This is a genomic window from Cupriavidus sp. FW306-01-F10A, assembly GCF_058782785.1.
In genome coordinates, this window is the sequence record NZ_JBYSYA010000028.1 from 47,926 (window position 1) to 67,305 (window position 19,380).

Genomic DNA, 19,380 nt, shown 5'->3' on the forward strand with positions numbered 1-19,380 from the left:
TTACTTGGCCTCCGCTTCAAAATTGATTTCCTGACCCGGCTTCAGCGAAACGTAGGCCTTCTTCACGTGGTTGCGACGCCCCATGAAACGGCCAAAACGCTTCTGCTTGCCCTTCTGGTTCAGGATCTGAACGGACTGCACCTCGACCTTGAACAACAGTTCGACGGCGGCCTTCACTTCTGCCTTGTTGGCATCGCGGGCCACTTCGAACACGACTTGTTCATTCTTGTCGGCGACCAGGGTTGCCTTTTCGGAAACCACCGGCGCGAGCAGCACCTGCATCAAACGATGATCGTTCTTGGCTACTTGCGTCATTTCAGCAACTCCTCGATCTGCGCGACGGCTGCCTTGGTCACCAGCACCTTCTTGTAGTGCACGAGCGACAGCGGATCAGCCTGGCGCGGCTCGACAACTGCCACGTGCGGCAGGTTGCGCGAAGCCAGGTAGAGGTTTTCGTCGAGGCTGTCGGTGATGATCAGCACCGAGTCCAGGCCCATGGCCTTGAACTTGTCGGCCAAGAGCTTGGTCTTGGGCGCGTCGACAGTGAAACCGTCCACCACGTTGATACGACCTTCACGTGCGAGCTGCGAGTAAATCGAGCGCATGCCGGCACGGAACATCTTCTTGTTGACCTTCTGGGTGAAGTTCTCTTCCGGCGAATTCGGGAAGATACGGCCGCCCCCGCGCCACAGCGGCGAGGAAGACATACCGGCACGAGCACGGCCCGTACCCTTCTGGCGCCACGGCTTCTTGGTCGTGTGCTTGACCTCTTCACGATCCTTCTGCTTACGGTTACCGCTGCGAGCGTTGGCCTGGTAAGCGACGACGATCTGGTGAACGAGGGCTTCGTTGTAGTCACGGCCGAACACTTCGGGCGAAGCGTCAACGCCCGCGCCGATCTGGCCATTGTCCTGGAGGAGCTTGAGTTCCATTACATGCGCTCCTTAAGCTTTGGCTTTGGCCTTGACGGCCGGGGTAACGATGACCTTGCCGTTCTTGGAGCCGGGGATGGCGCCCTTGACCAGCAGCAGCTTGCGCTCTGCGTCGATCTTGGCGATTTCCAGGTTCTGCACGGTGCGGGTGACATCGCCCAGGTGACCGGTCATGCGCTTGCCCGGGAACACGCGGCCCGGATCCTGCGCCATACCGATCGAGCCCGGCACGTTGTGCGAGCGCGAGTTACCGTGGGTGGCACGGCCGGAGGCGAAGTGATAGCGCTTGATGGTACCGGCGTAGCCCTTACCGATGGTCACGCCCTGCACGTCGATCTTCTGACCGACTTCGAACAGGTCGACCGACAGCGAACCGCCAGCTTGCAGTTCGGCAGCCTTGGCTGCATCGATACGGAATTCGCGGATGATTTCGCCGGCTTCCACGCCGGCTTTGGCGAGATGACCCGCCAGCGGCTTGGTAACGCGGCTTGCGCGTCGTGCGCCGAAGGTGACTTGAACCGCGGTATAACCGTCGGTCTCGTCCGTCTTGATTTGCGTCACGCGGTTGTCGCCGACCTCGACCACGGTAACGGGAATTGCTTCACCGTCGTCCGTGAAAATACGGGTCATGCCAACCTTGCGACCTACAAGGCCAAGGCTCATGGTTTGCTCCATTCCCAGCTGCGATTGGCCGGGGCTGATTGATACACGAAAACTGTGTTTGCTGTGGGCTTGCGCTAAAGAAGACTGCGCGCGGCCAAAGTGGCCAGCCCACTACCCGAGGAAACGGGTAGCCTTACACTATATCGCAGCGGTTTGGAAAGGGCAATATGAATTGCGGATTCGCCCGCAGTGTTGTAGGCAGGCGCGCCGCAGTAGTGGCGCTTGCGTTGCTTGGAGTGTGGTGTGGAGGCGACGGCTGGTAGTTGAAGTGCCGTGAAGCGCATCCGGGGATGGTTGCTCAGGCGGCGAGGCGGACGAAATCGCCGCCATAGAATACCAGCGGTTCGCCCTCCCCTGCCTCGAATGCCTCGACGGCGCCGACGATCAGCAGGTGATCGCCTACCGGGTCGGCCCGCTCCACGCGGCAGGCCAGGGTCGCCAGCGCCTCGTCCAGGTAGGGCACGCCGCGCTCGCAGCGCCCGTGGGCGACGCCCGCGAACTTGTCCGCCGCCGGCGTGGCGAAGCGGCGCGCCAGTTCGCCATGGCCGGCACGCAGGATGCTGACGCCGAAAGGCGCGCCGGGCACGAACAGGCCCGCATTCGGCGAGTGCAGCGCCAGGCTCCACAAGATCAGCGGCGGCGCCAGCGACAGCGAGGCAAACGAGTTCACCGTCAAGCCGACGGGCCGGCCCCGCGCCCCGCAGGCGCCGATAACGGCCACGCCAGTGGCATAGCGGCCGCAAACCCGGCGCAGTTCGCGGGGATCATGGACGGAAGTGGCAGGCGTGGCGGCGTGCATGTCAGGCGGCCTCGGCAACGTACTGGTTGATCAGCTGGTGGCAGGCCTGTGGATCCAGCCACCACGGGAAATAGTCCGGCGGATTGTCGAAGCCGTTGGCGATGCGCGCGGCCAGTGCCGGCGCCTGCCCCGCGGCGCCCAGCAGCGCCAGGATATGCGGCGGCGGCGGGGTCAGCAGCGAGTTGGTCCACGCCACCACATCGCCCGCGTACTGCCAGTACTGGTCGAAGGTGCGCTCCATCCAGTCCTGGTCGAAGGGCTGGTCGCCGCGTGCCAGGATCGCATCGAGATAAACCTTGCAGCATTTGGCGGCGTTGTTCGAACCCTGCCCCGTGATCGGGTCGTTGACCACCACGGCATCGGCCATGCCGAACACCTGCCGCCCGGACGGCAGCGTCAGCACCGGCTTGCGCACCGTTGGCGCAAAGCGCCCGGCAAGGGTGCCGTTGTCGTCGGTCAGCGCGACCCGCTCGCAGCGCTCGGCCTCCCATGGCAGGTAGGTCTGCAGGATGCGCAGGCTTTCGGCCAGGTGCTGCGCCGGCGTGCGCGCCTCGGCCCAGCGGTCCATCGGGCCGCCCGGGATGCCTTCGAACACCATGATCTCGCACGGCCCCGACAGCGTCAGCGCGGGGAAGACGAAGTACTCACCCACGCCCGGGATCAGGTTGAAGCAAACCCGTGAGAACGGCGTGCGCGGCTGCATGCCGGTCACATAGGTCAGCGCCAGCGCGCGCTGCGGCTTGTCGAACGGGCTGCGGGAGGCATCGCGCTCGAAGCGGCTGACGATCTCGCCCTTGCCGGCGGCCAGCAGCACCAGGTCATGCTCGCGGGTCAGGTCCTCCAGTTCATCCAGGCCGACATCGGCGATGCGCAGGTCGCCGCCGCGTGCAACGAAGGCCTCCATCCACGCGGGCATCTTCAGGCGCTGGTCCACCGCCTGCGCCGGGCGGTCCAGCGGCGCGGCCCAGTCGATCGAGCGGGCACCGGCCTGCTCGGGATGCGGCACGGCCAGGCCGATGCCCTCCACCGGCGGGCAGGCATCGTCCCACCAGTTCAGCCCGAGCTCGCGCTCGGCCTGCAGCGCGCGGTCGAACATGCACTGGCTGGACATGACTTTCCCGCCGCGGATCTGCTCGGGGGTCCGGTTGGACAGCAGCGTGACCCGGTAGCCGTTGGCTTGCAGCCCGAGGGCCATTTGCAGGCCCGACTGGCCGGCTCCGACGATGGCGATGCGTTGGCTCATGATGTTTTCTCCTGAAGGGTCGTTCGACGGCGTTCAGCCGGCCAGCTTGCCGATGGCGGGCACGTTCTGCTCCGGCCCCATGGCGGAATAGCCGCCGTCGACGGCATAGTCGGCACCGGTGACGAAGCTGGCATGGTCGGAACAGAGGAAGAGCACCACCTGGGCCACCTCGTCGGGCTCGCCGACGCGGCCCAGCAAGTGGAACGGCGCGGCCACCGCATCGGTGCGGGCACGGTTGCCGCCGCTGACCTCGTCCATCAGCCGGCACCAGGTCCAGCCCGGCGACACCGCGTTGACGCGGATGCGGTCCGGCGCCAGGTCCATCGCCATGCTGCGCGTCAGCTGCGCGATGGCGGCTTTCGACACCGGGTAGAGCCAGCGCCCGGTCTGCGCCACGTTGGCAGAGATGCTGGTGAAATTGACGATCGCACCGCCGCCGCGCGCCCGCATATGCGGGTGCACCGCCTGCGCCAGCATCACGCCCGACACCACGTTGACGTCGAGCGCCGCCAGCCAGTCGGCACGATTCGAGCGGAAGCCGTCATCGAGATAGGTGCAGGCCAGGTTGACCAGGCAGTCCACGCCGCCAAAGCGCTGCACCACCTGCGCCACGGCATCGCGAACCTGCTCGTCACGCGTGATGTCGGTGGCGATGAAGAGCGCGTTCGCCCCCAGCTGCGCGGCCACGCGCTCGCCATTGGCGGCATCGATGTCGAAGATCGCGACGCGCGCGCCGGCCTCGACAAAGGCCCGCGCCACGCCGGCGCCGATCAGCGTGGCGCCGCCGGTGACAATGGCGACCTTGCCCTGCAGTCCTTTCATGCTTGTCTCCTGTGCCGGCAACAGCCGGCGATGGTTGCGGGCGGGCCTCTGCGGGGCCCGTTCCGGATCGATGCCGCGGGCGCAGCCTACTTGCCTTCGCTCTGCTGCCAGCGCGCCATCAGTGTGTTCGACGGCAGGGTCTCGTCCAGCAGCTTGCGCGCGGTCTCCACGCCCGCGACCGGCAAACCCGCCGGGTCCAGCTTGCCGATCTGCACCAGCACGCTGGCCTGGTCCCAGTAGATATGCTCGTGGTACAGCTTGTCGCCGCGGAACTTGACGATGGCGATCAGCGGGATCTCCACGCGCTTGCCGGTGGGCGGCACGCCGGGCAGCATCCAGTCGATCTCGCAGCTATGCGTGAAGCAGAACAGCATCTCGTCGACGATCTGCGTGGCCCCGACCGTGCGCGACAGCGGGATCAGCGTGGTGTCGGGCGGATTGCTGTGCACGAAATGGTGCTGGTAGAAGCGCCGCAGCTGCGCGTAGCCGACCCCGCCGGTCATGGTCGGGATATGGTTCACATAGGGCTGCGGCACCATCGTCGCCATGGTGGCGTCGACATCGCGGGTGGCAAATTCGTATTCGCAGTGCTTGTCCCACAGCGCGGAGAAATCGTAGTGCGGACCCATTTCACCGCGCAGCGCCGCGATCGAGCGCTGGTGCGCCATCAGCGCCGAGGGCTTGTCGAAGTGCTCGCCACCGGTGCGGGCAAAGGCATGGTCGACGCCGGCGTAGACGTAGACCTCGATGTTCTCGCGCCCGGCCAGGGCTGCGCGGATCGCAGCCTGCGCCTGCGGCGGGCAGAAGCCGTCTTTCTCGGCGATATGCAGCACCAGGCGGCCGCGCACGCTGGCGGCTTCGCCCAGCGCGTGCTCGATGCCCACGCCGTAGTACGCCACCGCGCAGGCCACGTCGGGCAGCCGGCAGGCCGCCAGGTAGGCCAGCTTGCCGCCCAGGCAGAAGCCCAGCACGCTGGTCTGGCCGACGCATTCCGGCCGCGCACGCAGCGCTTCAAGCGCGGCGCCCACATCCTGCACGCCCGCGGCTTCGTCGAACTGCTGGTACAGGCCCAGCGCCCGCTGGAAGTCCTCGCCGCGGTCGGTCAGCTCGATCCCGGGCGCGATGCGCCAGAACAGGTCGGGCACCAGCACCGTATAGCCCTCCTCGGCGTAGTAGTCCGCCACCTGCCGCATGGTCGCATTGACGCCGAAGATCTCCTGGCACAACACGATGCCCGGGCCCTTGCCTGCCGCCGGGATGGCGAGATAACCGCTGAAACTGCCTTCGGGGGTCTGGATCTGGATGGTCTGGCCCATGGCCTGCGCTCCTTGTCGTTCTCTTTCCGGTGTCTGATGGGACTGCCGTGCTGGCCTCCATAATGGTGGCTCCGCACCGCAGCAAACTAGCCGCTGGGCGCAGCGGCTATCCGATTAGTGCAGGAAACTTCGGACTCGGTCAACGCCGTAGCGCTGACAGCGAGGTCATCCGCTATAGTGGATCGCGTGGGAAACCGTGCCCCGGCCGTCAAGCCGGGCCGGCCCCGGAACCAGCGGCGCGCACGTTCACCGGCAGCGCCGCGGCCCCCGCCAGAGGAGCGAGACAATGCAGCTGCCCCCCGCCGCCGGACCGCTGGCGAGCGCCCTGCTCGCCGATCCCGCCCGGTGCGTGTTCGCCTCGACCGACCTGGCCGAGACGCGCGCCGCTGTCGGGCGCGTGTTCAAGCCGCACCGGCTCGAGATACGCGGCACCCGCTTGCAGGCACGCATGCATCATGCGCCGCTTGGCGCGGTCTCGTTCAACCGCCTCGCCTACGGCGCCGACGTCACCATCGACCCCGGCCCGCTCGGCGACTTCCTGCTGGTGCAGATGCCGCTGCAAGGACAGGCCGAGATCCGCTGCGGCGACCAGCACATCGTGTCCACGCCTGACTGCGCTTCGGTGCTGACGCCCAGCGATGCGCTGGCCATGCGCTGGAGCGCCGACAACGACCAGCTGATCGTGCGCATCGAACGCAGTGCGCTGGAACGCATCTGCGCCGCCCATCTGGGCCGCCGGCCCGAGCGGCCGCTGCGCTTTGCGCTCGGCATGGACTGGCGCACCGGCGCGTGGTACGAGCTGATGCGCTATCTCGCCGCGATGCTGGAGACCGCGCCCGAGACCGCGTGCCATCCGCTGACCGCGTGCCAGCTGGAACAGCTGGTGATCGGCACGCTGCTGACGTCGCAGCCGCACAACCTGTCGGACGCATTGCGCGAGCACGGCAAGCCGCTGGCGCCGCGCCATGTGAAAGTGGTGGAGGAATATATCCACGCAAACGCCGCGGCGGAGCTGACGCCCGCCGTGCTGGCCGAGGTCGCCGGCGTCAGCGTACGCAGCCTGTTCGCCGGTTTCCGCGAGCATCGCGGCACCGGGCCGATGGCCTACCTGCGCACGGTGCGGCTGGAGCGCGTGCGGCACGACCTGCTGAACGACGCTTCGGTGCCGTCAGTAAGCGCGGCGGCGCTGCGCTGGGGCTTTGCCCATCTGGGACGGTTCAGCGCGGAGTACCGGCGCGCGTTCGGAGAGTGCCCCGCGCAGACCTTGCGGCGGCGCGGAGCGGGCTAGGCGTGTGTGAATTCAGTGCTGCCGCTTCGGGCGAGGCCGCCGCGATCGCTCAGCTCATCGCGCAACTGTAGCTGGCAGCAAGACTGGCATCCCCCGACCCCGAGTACTTCGGGAATTTCGGGTACACGCACATCGTGCATGGTGCGCACCACGCTCTGCTGCGTGTCCCTTTTCGAGATCAGCAACTGCTCAGGGGCGGCCGATTTCTCGACCCAGTCGCGTGAGTCCGATGGCCAGCGCCACGGCAAGGCCGATGGCATTGCCCGAGCGCGGCCGCATTGGCGCGGACGCACGGGTCCGGTGAGTCCTTTCAAACATGATTGTCTCCTCTGGGGGGCGCCACGCTTATGTTTGCGGCTTTGCCGATACGCCTGGAACGAGGTAAAGCCGTTGCGGGGGGAAGCACATGATTCAATCAATCAGCGTTTATGTATCACTTCGCAGCGCGTGATGCCGGCGCCAAGCGGGTCGATCGTCGCCCTCGCTCGCGCGGCAGGGGAGCAGTCCGGGGAGCAAGGCTGCTGTATGCAAGCCTTGAAAACAAAAACGGCGAACCATACGGTTCGCCGTTTTGCTGCAGCAGGCCGCGGGCGCGGCCCGAAGCATGATTACACCTTGATCTCGACGTCCACGCCTGCCGGCAGGTCGAGCTTCATCAGCGCGTCAACCGTCTTGTCGGTCGGGTCGACGATGTCCATCAGGCGCTGGTGCGTGCGGATCTCGAACTGATCGCGGCTGGTCTTGTTGACGTGCGGCGAACGCAGGATGTCGAAGCGCTGGATGCGGGTCGGCAGGGGCACCGGGCCCTTGACGATTGCGCCGGTACGCTTGGCGGTATCCACGATTTCGGCGGCCGACTGGTCGATCAGGCGGTAGTCGAAAGCCTTCAGGCGGATACGGATCTTCTGGTTCTGCATGATATTTCCTTAAAAGAGCGATTGGGCAACGTGCCCGTTGAATGGGGACATGCCCGACAGGCATGTCCCAGGAAGTGCTTAGTCGAGGATCTTTGCCACGACGCCGGCGCCGACGGTACGGCCACCTTCACGGATAGCGAAGCGCAGGCCTTCTTCCATGGCGATCGGGGCGATCAGCTTGACGGTGATCGACACGTTGTCACCCGGCATGACCATTTCCTTGTCCTTCGGCAGCTCGATCGAGCCGGTCACGTCGGTCGTACGGAAGTAGAACTGCGGGCGGTAGTTGTTGAAGAACGGGGTGTGACGGCCGCCTTCGTCCTTCGACAGGATGTACACCTCGCCGGTGAAGTGGGTGTGCGGCTTGATCGAACCCGGCTTGCACAGCACCTGGCCGCGCTCGACGTCTTCACGCTTGGTGCCGCGCAGCAGCAGGCCAACGTTGTCGCCGGCTTGACCCTGGTCCAGCAGCTTGCGGAACATTTCCACGCCGGTGCAGGTGGTCTTCACCGTCGGCTTGATACCGACGATTTCGATTTCCTCACCGACCTTCACCACGCCGCGCTCGATACGGCCGGTCACCACGGTGCCGCGACCCGAGATCGAGAACACGTCTTCCACCGGCATCAGGAAGGTACCGTCAACGGCACGCTCCGGCGTCGGGATGTAGGTGTCCAGCGCTTCGGCCAGGTTCATGATGGCCACTTCGCCCAGCTCGCCCTTGTCGCCTTCCAGCGCCAGCTTGGCCGAACCCTTGATGATCGGGGTGTCGTCGCCGGGGAACTCGTACTTCGACAGCAGCTCGCGAACTTCCATCTCGACCAGCTCGAGCAGTTCAGCGTCGTCCACCATGTCGCACTTGTTCAGGAACACGATGATGTACGGCACGCCAACCTGGCGGGCCAGCAGGATGTGCTCACGCGTTTGCGGCATCGGGCCGTCAGCGGCCGAGCAAACCAGGATCGCGCCGTCCATCTGGGCGGCACCCGTGATCATGTTCTTCACATAGTCAGCGTGGCCCGGGCAGTCAACGTGCGCGTAGTGGCGGTTGGCCGTTTCGTACTCGACGTGGGCGGTATTGATGGTAATACCGCGTGCCTTCTCTTCCGGCGCTGCGTCGATTTCGTCGTACTTCTTGGCGGCACCGCCAAACTTGGCTGCCAGCACCGTGGCAATCGCTGCGGTCAGCGTGGTCTTGCCATGGTCAACGTGACCAATCGTACCAACGTTCACGTGCGGCTTGGTCCGCTCGAACTTTTCCTTTGCCATTTCTTAACTCCTGATAGGAATGCAGTCTTGTTGTTTCATCGCGCCGCCGCACCGGCAGGCGCGGCGGCAAACTTCCAATTACTTGCCCTTGGCCGACATCACGGCTTCGGCGATGTTCTTCGGTGCTTCAGCGTAGTGCTTGAATTCCATGGTGTACGTGGCGCGGCCTTGCGTGGCCGAGCGCAGCGACGTGGAATAACCGAACATTTCCGACAGCGGGACTTCGGCCTTGATGATCTTGCCGCCGCCCACCATGTCGTCCATGCCCTGCACGATGCCGCGGCGGGACGACAGGTCGCCCATCACGGTACCCGTGTAGTCTTCCGGCGTTTCCACTTCCACGGCCATCATCGGCTCGAGCAGAACCGGGCTGGCCTTGCGCATGGCTTCCTTGAAAGCCATCGAGCCGGCCATGCGGAACGCGTTTTCGTTCGAGTCCACGTCGTGGTACGAACCGAACGTCAGCGTGACCTTCACGTCCACCACCGGGAAGCCAGCCAGGATGCCGTTCGGCAGCGTGTCGACGATACCCTTTTCGACCGCCGGGATGTATTCGCGAGGAATCACACCGCCCTTGATGGCGTCGATGAACTCGAAGCCCTTGCCCGGCTCTTGCGGTTCCAGCGTGATCACGGCGTGACCGTACTGGCCACGGCCGCCCGACTGCTTGACGAACTTGCCTTCAACGCCTTCGGCCGTCTTGCGAATGGTTTCGCGGTAGGCCACCTGCGGCGCGCCGATGTTGGCTTCCACGCCGAATTCGCGCTTCATGCGGTCGACCAGAATTTCGAGGTGGAGCTCGCCCATGCCCGAAATGATGGTCTGGCCCGATTCTTCATCGGTACGCACGCGGAACGACGGATCTTCAGCGGCCAGGCGGTTCAGGGCGATGCCCATCTTTTCCTGGTCAGCCTTGGTCTTCGGCTCGACGGCCTGCGAGATCACCGGCTCCGGGAACACCATGCGCTCGAGCACGATCGGTGCAGCCGGATCGCACAGCGTGTCGCCCGTGGTGGCGTCCTTCAGACCCACTGCAGCGGCGATGTCGCCGGCCAGCACTTCCTTGATTTCTTCGCGCTGGTTGGCATGCATCTGCAGAATACGGCCGAGGCGTTCCTTCTTGCTCTTGACCGGGTTGTACACGGTGTCGCCCGAATTGATCTTGCCCGAGTAGACGCGGAAGAAGATCAGCTGACCAACGAACGGGTCGGTCATGATCTTGAACGCCAGTGCCGAGAACTTTTCGTTGTCGTCAGCCTTGCGCTCGAGCTTCTTCTCGCTGTCGTCCTCGTCCGTGCCCGTAACCGGCGGAATGTCGACCGGCGACGGCAGGAAGTCGATCACGGCGTCGAGCATACGCTGCACGCCCTTGTTCTTGAACGCGGTGCCGCACAGCATCGGCTGGATTTCGCAGGCGATGGTACGGTCACGCAGCGCCTTGACGATCTCGGCGCGGGTCAGCTCTTCGCCGCCCAGGTACTTTTCCATCAGCTCTTCGCTGGCTTCGGCGGCGGACTCGACCATCTTCTCGCGCCATTCGTCAGCGGTGGCTTGCAGCTCGGCCGGGATGTCCTGGTATTCGAACTTCACGCCCTGGCTGGCTTCGTCCCAAATGATCGCCTTCATTTCCAGCAGATCGACGACGCCTTGGAAGCCGTCTTCAGCGCCGATCGGCACCACGACGGGCACCGGGTTGGCCTTCAGGCGGGTCTTCAGCTGGTCGTAGACCTTGAAGAAGTTCGCGCCGGTACGGTCCATCTTGTTGACGAATGCCAGACGCGGCACGCGGTACTTGTTGGCCTGACGCCAGACGGTTTCCGACTGCGGCTGCACGCCACCCACTGCGCAGTACACCATGCACGCGCCGTCCAGCACGCGCATGGAACGCTCCACCTCGATGGTGAAGTCCACGTGGCCCGGGGTGTCGATGATGTTGAAGCGATGCTCGGGGTAGTTGCCGGCCATGCCCTTCCAGAAGGCGGTGGTCGCAGCAGACGTGATGGTGATGCCGCGCTCCTGCTCCTGCTCCATCCAGTCCATGGTGGCCGCGCCATCATGCACTTCACCGATCTTGTGGTTCACACCGGTGTAGAACAGGATGCGCTCGGTCGTGGTGGTTTTACCCGCGTCAATGTGAGCCGAGATACCGATATTGCGGTAGCGCTCAATGGGAGTCTTACGAGCCACTTTAATCCTCTATTCGTCCGTGAGGCGCCGGCATCTCATGGCCCGCGCCCCTAACACAAACGGGCGAGATGTGTAAAAACACAGCCCGCCCGGCAACCAACAAACGCTATCGCGCGCTTAGAAGCGGAAATGCGAGAACGCCTTGTTGGCTTCGGCCATGCGGTGCACTTCGTCACGCTTCTTCATTGCGCCGCCACGGCCTTCCGATGCTTCCAGCAGCTCACCTGCCAGGCGCAGCGCCATCGACTTCTCGCTGCGTTTCTTCGCGGCCTCGCGCAGCCAACGCATCGCCAATGCCAGACGACGCGACGGACGGACTTCGACCGGAACCTGATAGTTGGCGCCGCCCACGCGACGGCTCTTCACTTCCACCACCGGCTTCACGTTGTTGATCGCAACGGAGAACACTTCGATGGGGGCCTTGCCTGCCTTCTTTTCGATCTGGTCAAACGCGCCATAGACGATACGTTCGGCAACCGACTTCTTGCCGTCCAGCATCAGCACGTTCATGAACTTGGCAACTTCAACGTTGCCGAACTTCGGATCAGGCAGAACATCCCGCTTGGGGACTTCACGACGACGTGGCATCTTCTTTCCTTTAGATTCAGTTGAGAGCGCGGTCAGTTGTTCCCGCTCTCCGGCCACCAACTAGCTTGCATGCGATAGACAGCAAATTCGCCGGGTGACCACTTACTCGACGGCACGGTTGCCAAAAAAAGGCGCTCCGTTGTACCGCCGCCTGGTGACAGCACCATGACTCGCGCCACAGGCTATCGTTTGTTTGCTGCTTCGGGTCTCGCAGACCCAGGCACCCTAAGCTTAGGCCGCCTTCGGACGCTTCGCGCCGTACTTCGAACGTGCCTGCTTGCGGTCCTTCACGCCTTGCAGGTCGAGCGAGCCACGGACGATGTGGTAACGCACACCCGGCAGATCCTTCACACGGCCGCCGCGGATCAGCACGACCGAGTGTTCCTGCAGGTTGTGGCCTTCACCGCCGATGTACGAAATCACTTCGAAACCGTTGGTCAGGCGCACCTTGGCAACCTTACGCAGTGCCGAGTTCGGCTTCTTCGGCGTCGTGGTGTACACGCGGGTGCACACGCCACGGCGCTGGGGGCAGTTCTCAAGCGCCGGGCTCTTGCTCTTGACGACTTCAGAGACGCGCGGCTTGCGAACCAGTTGGTTGATAGTTGGCATTGTTCAATCCAGCTTGGTTTGACGAAAAACGCCCCTCGCACCGGCATGCACCGAAAGGGAGAGGCAACTACGGGTTTTGGGCGGGAGAGATGAGCGGACGCGCTCTGGAGACGGGACTGTGCGGTAACAGCATGCCAAAGAGCGCGAGCCGGCACCCGGATCCCGGATCCCGCGTCTGCCGCCACCGGTCCATGGAAACCCAGTCCGGAAGGCTTGCCGGCAGCGGCCTAAAGGCCACTTCTCCGACGGGGCGAGCGAAATCCAAAGCCAAAAACTCGAATCTGGCATCCTAGCAGGGGAATCGTATACCGTCAAGCCGTATACCCGACCCGGGACGCGCTGACGCTGCCCTCGGTCAGACCCCGCGGAGCGCTTCCAGGATGGACTGTCCGTAGCGCTCCAGCTTGGAGGCACCGATCCCGGGAATGCCCTGCATCGCCGACAGGGAGCCCGGCGCAGTCCGGGCCAGCTCCGCCAGCGTTGCGTCGTGGAAGATGACATAGGCCGGCACGCCGTGCTCGCGCGCGGCCTCGGTGCGCCAGCGGCGCAGCGCCTCCCAGTTGGCCAGCATGTCTGCGTCCATGTCGGCGGTGTGGTCGGTGCGGGTGCCGCGCGCGGCACGCTCGCCGGACTTGCCCGGCTTGGTGGCCTGGCGGCGCAGGATGATCTGGCGCTCGCCCTTGAGCACCGCGCGCGCGTCCTCGCCCAGCAGCAGCGCGCCATGGCCGCCATGGTCGATGGTCAGCAGACCCTGGGCAATCAGCTGGCGGAACACCGTATGCCATTCATGCACCGAGCGGTCCTTGCCGATGCCGAAGGTGGACACCTTGTCGTGCCCCCACTGGCGGATCTTCTCCGAGCTGTTGCCGCGCAGCACGTCGATCAGGTGGGTGGCGCCGAAGTGAACCCGGCTCGCCTGCGCGGTGCGGTACACGCAGGACAGCGCCATCTGCGCCTCGCGCGTGCCGTCCCAGGTGGCCGGCGGCTCCAGGCAGGTATCGCAGTTGCCGCAGGGTTCGCTGGCCTCGTTGAAATACGCCAGGATGCGCACGCGCCGGCAGCCCGCGGTCTCGCACAGGCCCAGCAGCGCATCGAGCTTGGACGACGACACGCGCTTGAAGGCCTCGTCCGCCTCGGACTCGTCGATCATGCGCTTCTGCTGCACCACGTCGCCCAGGCCGTAGGCCATCCAGGCATTGGCCGGCAGGCCGTCGCGGCCGGCGCGCCCGGTTTCCTGGTAGTAGCCTTCCATGCTCTTGGGCAGGTCCAGGTGGGCGACAAAGCGCACGTCGGGCTTGTCGATACCCATGCCGAAGGCGATCGTCGCCACCATCACCAGCCCTTCTTCCTCGCGGAAGCGGGCCTGGTGGTGCTGGCGCACCTGGGCATCCATGCCGGCGTGGTAGCCCAGCGCATTGATGCCCTGTCCGCTCAGCCACTGCGCCGTGTCCTCCACCTTCTTGCGCGACAGACAATAGACGATGCCGCTGTCATGGGTGCCGTCGGCCGCGGTGTGCTCGGCCTTGATGAAGGCCAGCAGCTGCTGGCGCGCATTGTCCTTCTCGACGATGCGGTAGCGGATATTGGGCCGGTCGAAGCTGGAGATGAAGACGCGGGCGTTGTCCAGCGCCAGGCGCTCGATGATCTCGTTGCGCGTGAGTGCGTCGGCCGTTGCCGTCAGCGCGATGCGCGGCACGTACGGGAAGCGCTCGTGCAGCACCGACAACTGGATGTACTCGGGGCGGAAGTCGTGGCCCCACTGCGACACGCAGTGCGCTTCGTCGATGGCAAAGAGCCCGACCCGAATGCGCTCGAGCACGTCCTGGAAGCGTGGCGTCATCAACCGTTCCGGCGCCACGTAAAGGATCTCGATGCGCCCGGCCAGCAGGTCGCGCTCGACCGCCGACGCCTCGGACCCGGTCAGCGTCGAATTGAGCACTGCGGCGCGTACGCCCGCTTCAGTCAGCGCCGCGACCTGGTCCTGCATCAGCGCGATCAGCGGCGACACCACGATGCCGACGCCGTCGCCGGCACGCTGGCGCAGCAGCGCCGGGATCTGGTAGCACAGCGACTTGCCGCCGCCGGTCGGCATCAGCACCAGGCAGTCGCCGCCCGTCGCAACGTGGTCGATGATCTCGGCCTGGCGCCCACGGAAGGCGTGGTAGCCGAACACATCTTTGAGGATCGCCAGCGCGTGCGACATAGACAACGGAATTGCTGAAGCCGGAAAAGCCGTAACCATACCACTAAGGGGGCCGCTTCCGTGCCCGCCGGGCTAACAGTCCGAACATTCTCACGACAGGGCCGGCTGCGGGCGGAAAGAAAAAAAGCCCGGCTGGATCAGCCGGGCTTTCGGGCCGCCTTGCGGCGGCAAACAGCTTACTGCGATCAGACGTTGTCGCCTTCGCCTTCGGTCGTCGCCTGCACCACCGGCGCCGGCTCGATGAAGAGCGACTGCTCTTCTTCGGCGATCGCCTGGGCGCGTTCGCGCTCGGAGGCCTCGCGCGCCTTGCGGGCACGGTGGTAGGCCAGGCCGGTACCGGCCGGGATCAGACGACCCACGATCACGTTTTCCTTCAGACCACGCAGGTCGTCGGTCTTGCCCATGATCGCGGCTTCGGTCAGCACGCGCGTGGTTTCCTGGAACGATGCCGCCGAGATGAAGCTGTCGGTCGACAGCGACGCCTTGGTGATACCGAGCAGCAGGTTCTCGTACGTGGCCGGACGCTTGCCTTCGGCGATCACGCGGTCGTTCTCGTCGAGCAGTTCCGAACGCTCCACCTGTTCACCCGGGATGAACTTGGTGTCGCCCACGTCGGCGATCTGCACGCGGCGCAGCATCTGGCGAACGATCACCTCGATGTGCTTGTCGTTGATCTTCACGCCCTGCAGACGGTACACGTCCTGCACTTCGTCCACGATGTAGTGCGCCAGCTCTTCAATGCCCTTCAGGCGCAGGATGTCGTGCGGGTCCGCCGGACCTTCCACGATCATTTCGCCCTTGTTCACCACCTGGCCGTCGTGCACCAGCACCTGCTTTTCCTTCGCGATCAGGAACTCGTGGGCATTGCCGTCCAGGTCGGTAATGACCAGGCGCTGCTTGCCCTTGGTGTCCTTGCCGAACGAGGTCGTGCCGGTGACTTCCGCCAGCACGGCGGCATCCTTCGGCGAACGCGCTTCGAACAGCTCGGCCACACGCGGCAGACCACCGGTAATGTCGCGGGTCTTCTGCGATTCGGTCGGGATACGCGCGAGCACTTCACCCACGTGCACTTGCTGGCCGTCCTTCACGGTAATCAGCGCGCCGACCTGGAAGCCGATGGTCACGGAGTGATCCGTGCCCGGGATCTTCACTTCCTGGCCATTCGCGTCGAGCAGCTTCACCTGCGGGCGGATGCCCTTGGTTGCAGCCGTGCGGCGCTTGGCGTCGATCACCACCAGGGTCGACAGGCCCGTCACTTCGTCCATCTGCTTGGCGACGGTCACGCCTTCTTCGACGTTCTCGAACTTGGTCGTACCGGTGTATTCCGAAACGATCGGTCGAGTCAGCGCGTCCCACGTGGCCAGCTGCGTGCCAGCCTTGATGGCCTGGCCGTCCTGCACCAGCAGCGTGGCGCCGTACGGGATCTTGTGGCGCTCGCGCTCACGGCCGTGGTCGTCGGTGATCAGCGCTTCGCCCGAACGCGAGATGACGATCAGTTCGCCCTTCGCATTGGTGACGTAACGCATGGTCGCCGTGAAACGCACGGTACCGGTTGCCTTGGCTTCCACGCTCGATGCCACTGCCGCACGCGATGCCGCACCACCGATGTGGAACGTACGCATGGTCAGCTGCGTGCCCGGCTCACCGATCGACTGGGCGGCAATCACGCCCACCGCTTCGCCGGAGTTCACCAGCACGCCGCGGCCCAGATCGCGGCCATAGCACTTGCCGCACAGGCCGTAGCGCGTGTCGCACGACAGCGGGGTGCGGACCTTGACTTCGTCCACGCCGATGTTGTCGATCAGCTCGACCAGATCTTCGTCCAGCAGCGTGCCGGATTCGATCGCGGTTTCCTGGGTTTCCGGGTTCACCACGTCGGCCACGGTCACACGGCCGAGGATACGGTCGCGCAGGGCTTCGATCACTTCACCGCCTTCGACCAGGGCCTTCATGGCCACGCCGTTGGAGGTACCGCAATCGTCTTCCACCACGACCAGATCCTGGGTCACGTCGACCAGACGACGGGTCAGGTAACCCGAGTTCGCGGTCTTCAGTGCCGTATCCGCCAGACCCTTACGGGCACCGTGGGTCGAGATGAAGTACTGCAGAACGTTCAGGCCTTCACGGAAGTTCGCCGTAATCGGCGTTTCAATGATCGAGCCATCCGGCTTGGCCATCAGGCCACGCATACCAGCCAGCTGGCGGATCTGCGCGGCGGAACCCCGTGCGCCCGAGTCGGCCATCATGTAGATGGAGTTGAACGACTCTTGCTTCACGGTCTTGCCTTCGCGGTCGACCACGTCTTCGTGCTGGAGCTGCTCCATCATCGCCTTGCCCACCTGGTCGCCGGCGGCGCCCCAGATGTCCACGACGTTGTTGTAGCGTTCCTGGTCGGTCACCAGACCCGACATGTACTGCTTGTCGTATTCCTTCACCTTGGCCGAGGCCTCGGCGATGATCTTTTCCTTGGCGGGCGGCACCAGCATGTCGTCGATCGCGATCGAGATACCGGCGCGGGTTGCCAGGCGGAAGCCCGACTGCAGCAGCTTGTCGGCGAAGATCACGGTCTCGCGCAGGCCGCACTTGCGGAACGCGGTGTTGATCAGGCGCGAGATTTCCTTCTTCTTGAGCGGCTTGTTCAGCACCGAGAACGGCAGGCCCTTGGGCAGGATCTCGGACAGGATCGCGCGGCCGACCGTGGTGGCCTGCAGCGTGATCTTGGGTGCGAAACGGGCGTCGCCCTCGGCGTCCTTGTCGACCAGCTCATACTCGGTGATACGCACGTTCACGCGGGAAGCCAGCTCGACTTCCTTGTTCTCGTAGGCGCGAATCACTTCGCTGATATCGGCGAAGGTCATGCCCTCGCCGCGGCCGTTGATCTTGTCGCGGGTCGTGTAGTACAGACCCAGCACCACGTCTTGCGACGGCACGATCGACGGATCGCCGTTGGCCGGGAACAGCACGTTGTTGGACGCCAGCATCAGGGTGCGGGCTTCCATCTGCGCTTCCAGCGACAGCGGCACGTGGACAGCCATCTGGTCACCGTCGAAGTCGGCGTTGAACGCCGCGCAGACCAGCGGGTGCAGCTGGATGGCCTTGCCTTCGATCAGCACCGGCTCGAACGCCTGGATACCCAGGCGGTGCAGCGTCGGCGCACGGTTCAGCATCACCGGGTGCTCGCGGATCACCTCTTCGAGGATGTCCCACACCACCGGGGTCTGGCTTTCCACTTCCTTCTTCGCCGCCTTGATGGTGGTGGCGATGCCCATCGTTTCCAGCTTGTGGAAGATGAACGGCTTGAACAGCTCGAGCGCCATCAGCTTGGGCAGGCCGCACTGGTGCAGCTTGAGCGTCGGGCCCACCACGATGACCGAACGGCCCGAGTAGTCGACGCGCTTGCCCAGCAGGTTCTGACGGAAACGGCCGCCCTTGCCCTTGATCATTTCGGCCAGGGACTTCAGCGGACGCTTGTTGGCGCCGGTCATCGCCTTGCCGCGACGGCCGTTGTCCAGCAGCGAGTCAACCGCTTCCTGCAGCATGCGCTTTTCGTTGCGCACGATGATCTCAGGCGCCTTCAGCTCCAGCAGGCGCTTGAGGCGGTTGTTACGGTTGATGACGCGGCGATACAGGTCGTTCAGGTCCGAGGTCGCGAAGCGGCCGCCGTCCAGCGGCACCAGCGGACGCAGCTCGGGCGGCAGCACCGGCAGCACTTCGAGGATCATCCACTCGGGCTTGATGCCCGAACGCTGGAAGGCCTCGAGCACCTTCAGGCGCTTGGCGAACTTCTTGATCTTGGCTTCGGAGCCGGTGGCCTGCAGCTCGGCGCGGATCTGTTCGATCTGCTTCTCGATGTCGATGCCGCGCAGCAGTTCACGGATACCCTCGGCACCCATCATGGCGACGAACTCGCCCTCGCCGTACTCGTCGCACTTCGCCAGGTAGTCGTCTTCGGACATGATCTGGCTCTTCTTGAGCGGGGTCATGCCGGGTTCGATCACCACGAATGCTTCAAAGTACAGCACGCGCTCGATGTCGCGCAGCGTCATGTCCAGGACCATGCCCAGGCGCGACGGCAGCGATTTCAGGAACCAGATGTGCGCGGTCGGCGCGGCCAGTTCGATGTGGCCCATGCGCTCGCGGCGCACCTTGGCCAGCGTCACTTCAACGCCGCACTTCTCGCAGATCACGCCACGGTGCTTCAGGCGCTTGTACTTGCCGCACAGGCACTCGTAGTCCTTGATCGGGCCAAAGATCTTGGCGCAGAACAGGCCGTCGCGTTCCGGCTTGAAGGTACGGTAGTTGATCGTTTCCGGCTTCTTCACTTCGCCGTACGACCACGAACGGATCTTCTCGGGCGAGGCCAGGCCGATCTTGATCGCGTCGAACTGCTCTTCCTGCTGTACCTGCTTAAAGAGATCGAGCAATGCTTTCATTGCAACTCCTTGTTTCGCCATCGCCCCGGAGTCTGTCCGGGTCGATGGCATTCATCCTGTGGGAAATCCTTCGCCTGTAGTGTCGACAGGGAGCCGGCCGCAACCGGCTCC

16 protein-coding genes are annotated in these 19,380 nt (G+C 64.6%); 1 reads left to right on the forward strand and 15 read right to left on the reverse strand.

Annotated features, from left to right (window positions below; all coding sequences use genetic code 11):
• From rplW to AC3WLF_RS27650, 7 genes are all read right to left on the reverse strand, one after another.
• A complete protein-coding gene (gene rplW / locus AC3WLF_RS27620) occupies positions 1 to 315 on the reverse strand; it encodes a 50S ribosomal protein L23 (protein ID WP_006576245.1) in 315 nt (104 codons plus the stop codon).
• Complete coding sequence (gene rplD, locus AC3WLF_RS27625; protein ID WP_010812396.1) at positions 312 to 932, reverse strand: 50S ribosomal protein L4; 621 nt, start codon at positions 930 to 932, stop codon at positions 312 to 314. Before rplD ends, rplW begins: the two co-directional genes overlap by 4 nt.
• A gap of 12 nt (positions 933 to 944) precedes the next feature.
• On the reverse strand, positions 945 to 1,595 hold the full coding sequence (rplC, locus tag AC3WLF_RS27630; protein ID WP_010812397.1) for a 50S ribosomal protein L3: 651 nt from the start codon (positions 1,593 to 1,595) through the stop codon (positions 945 to 947).
• Positions 1,596 to 1,893: 298 nt separating this feature from the next.
• Positions 1,894 to 2,394 carry a flavin reductase family protein gene (locus AC3WLF_RS27635; RefSeq protein WP_492320438.1) on the reverse strand — a complete coding sequence of 167 codons (501 nt, stop codon included), beginning with the start codon at positions 2,392 to 2,394 and terminating at the stop codon, positions 1,894 to 1,896.
• Position 2,395: 1 nt separating this feature from the next.
• Positions 2,396 to 3,637, reverse strand: coding sequence for a styrene monooxygenase/indole monooxygenase family protein (locus AC3WLF_RS27640; protein ID WP_492359069.1), 1,242 nt, complete (start codon positions 3,635 to 3,637; stop codon positions 2,396 to 2,398).
• A gap of 33 nt (positions 3,638 to 3,670) precedes the next feature.
• On the reverse strand, positions 3,671 to 4,459 hold the full coding sequence (locus tag AC3WLF_RS27645) for an SDR family oxidoreductase (protein ID WP_010812400.1): 789 nt from the start codon (positions 4,457 to 4,459) through the stop codon (positions 3,671 to 3,673).
• Positions 4,460 to 4,545: 86 nt separating this feature from the next.
• The gene (locus AC3WLF_RS27650; protein ID WP_492320440.1) at positions 4,546 to 5,775 is read right to left on the reverse strand and encodes a dienelactone hydrolase family protein; all 1,230 of its coding nucleotides are present in this window, start codon (positions 5,773 to 5,775) and stop codon (positions 4,546 to 4,548) included.
• 286 nt (positions 5,776 to 6,061) lie between these two features.
• On the opposite strand from AC3WLF_RS27650, the gene AC3WLF_RS27655 reads away from it, so the two are divergent.
• The gene (locus tag AC3WLF_RS27655) at positions 6,062 to 7,063 is read left to right on the forward strand and encodes an AraC family transcriptional regulator (RefSeq protein WP_492320441.1); all 1,002 of its coding nucleotides are present in this window, start codon (positions 6,062 to 6,064) and stop codon (positions 7,061 to 7,063) included.
• A gap of 189 nt (positions 7,064 to 7,252) precedes the next feature.
• Here AC3WLF_RS27655 and AC3WLF_RS27660 read toward each other — a convergent pair whose 3' ends face one another.
• The 8 genes from AC3WLF_RS27660 to rpoC form a co-directional block, all read right to left on the reverse strand.
• Positions 7,253 to 7,381 carry a hypothetical protein gene (locus AC3WLF_RS27660; protein ID WP_492320442.1) on the reverse strand — a complete coding sequence of 43 codons (129 nt, stop codon included), beginning with the start codon at positions 7,379 to 7,381 and terminating at the stop codon, positions 7,253 to 7,255.
• Between the two features lie 290 nt (positions 7,382 to 7,671).
• Entirely contained in the window at positions 7,672 to 7,980 is a 309-nt protein-coding gene (gene rpsJ, locus AC3WLF_RS27665) for a 30S ribosomal protein S10 (RefSeq protein WP_006160488.1), read from the reverse strand.
• A gap of 78 nt (positions 7,981 to 8,058) precedes the next feature.
• The gene (tuf, locus tag AC3WLF_RS27670) at positions 8,059 to 9,249 is read right to left on the reverse strand and encodes an elongation factor Tu (RefSeq protein ID WP_492320443.1); all 1,191 of its coding nucleotides are present in this window, start codon (positions 9,247 to 9,249) and stop codon (positions 8,059 to 8,061) included.
• Between the two features lie 78 nt (positions 9,250 to 9,327).
• Positions 9,328 to 11,436 carry an elongation factor G gene (fusA, locus tag AC3WLF_RS27675; protein WP_492320444.1) on the reverse strand — a complete coding sequence of 703 codons (2,109 nt, stop codon included), beginning with the start codon at positions 11,434 to 11,436 and terminating at the stop codon, positions 9,328 to 9,330.
• 117 nt (positions 11,437 to 11,553) lie between these two features.
• Positions 11,554 to 12,024, reverse strand: coding sequence for a 30S ribosomal protein S7 (gene rpsG, locus AC3WLF_RS27680; RefSeq protein ID WP_010810459.1), 471 nt, complete (start codon positions 12,022 to 12,024; stop codon positions 11,554 to 11,556).
• Between the two features lie 231 nt (positions 12,025 to 12,255).
• Positions 12,256 to 12,633 (reverse strand): 30S ribosomal protein S12, encoded by a 378-nt coding sequence (gene rpsL / locus AC3WLF_RS27685; RefSeq protein ID WP_010810460.1) that lies wholly within the window; start codon positions 12,631 to 12,633, stop codon positions 12,256 to 12,258.
• Positions 12,634 to 12,988: 355 nt separating this feature from the next.
• On the reverse strand, positions 12,989 to 14,836 hold the full coding sequence (gene recQ, locus AC3WLF_RS27690) for a DNA helicase RecQ (RefSeq protein ID WP_492359070.1): 1,848 nt from the start codon (positions 14,834 to 14,836) through the stop codon (positions 12,989 to 12,991).
• A gap of 185 nt (positions 14,837 to 15,021) precedes the next feature.
• Entirely contained in the window at positions 15,022 to 19,269 is a 4,248-nt protein-coding gene (rpoC, locus tag AC3WLF_RS27695) for a DNA-directed RNA polymerase subunit beta' (protein WP_492320445.1), read from the reverse strand.
• Positions 19,270 to 19,380: the final 111 nt, after the last annotated feature.

Coding starts and splice junctions, on each gene's coding strand:
- rpsJ (WP_006160488.1), bottom strand. CDS start 7,980: ATGCAGAACCAGAAGATCCGTATCCGCCTGAAGGCTTTCGACTACCGC.
- rpsG (WP_010810459.1), bottom strand. CDS start 12,024: ATGCCACGTCGTCGTGAAGTCCCCAAGCGGGATGTTCTGCCTGATCCG.
- rplD (WP_010812396.1), bottom strand. CDS start 932: ATGGAACTCAAGCTCCTCCAGGACAATGGCCAGATCGGCGCGGGCGTT.
- AC3WLF_RS27655 (WP_492320441.1), top strand. CDS start 6,062: ATGCAGCTGCCCCCCGCCGCCGGACCGCTGGCGAGCGCCCTGCTCGCC.
- AC3WLF_RS27645 (WP_010812400.1), bottom strand. CDS start 4,459: ATGAAAGGACTGCAGGGCAAGGTCGCCATTGTCACCGGCGGCGCCACG.
- AC3WLF_RS27635 (WP_492320438.1), bottom strand. CDS start 2,394: ATGCACGCCGCCACGCCTGCCACTTCCGTCCATGATCCCCGCGAACTG.
- AC3WLF_RS27640 (WP_492359069.1), bottom strand. CDS start 3,637: ATGAGCCAACGCATCGCCATCGTCGGAGCCGGCCAGTCGGGCCTGCAA.
- rpoC (WP_492320445.1), bottom strand. CDS start 19,269: ATGAAAGCATTGCTCGATCTCTTTAAGCAGGTACAGCAGGAAGAGCAG.
- rplW (WP_006576245.1), bottom strand. CDS start 315: ATGACGCAAGTAGCCAAGAACGATCATCGTTTGATGCAGGTGCTGCTC.
- recQ (WP_492359070.1), bottom strand. CDS start 14,836: ATGTCGCACGCGCTGGCGATCCTCAAAGATGTGTTCGGCTACCACGCC.
- rplC (WP_010812397.1), bottom strand. CDS start 1,595: ATGAGCCTTGGCCTTGTAGGTCGCAAGGTTGGCATGACCCGTATTTTC.
- AC3WLF_RS27650 (WP_492320440.1), bottom strand. CDS start 5,775: ATGGGCCAGACCATCCAGATCCAGACCCCCGAAGGCAGTTTCAGCGGT.
- AC3WLF_RS27660 (WP_492320442.1), bottom strand. CDS start 7,381: ATGTTTGAAAGGACTCACCGGACCCGTGCGTCCGCGCCAATGCGGCCG.
- tuf (WP_492320443.1), bottom strand. CDS start 9,249: ATGGCAAAGGAAAAGTTCGAGCGGACCAAGCCGCACGTGAACGTTGGT.
- rpsL (WP_010810460.1), bottom strand. CDS start 12,633: ATGCCAACTATCAACCAACTGGTTCGCAAGCCGCGCGTCTCTGAAGTC.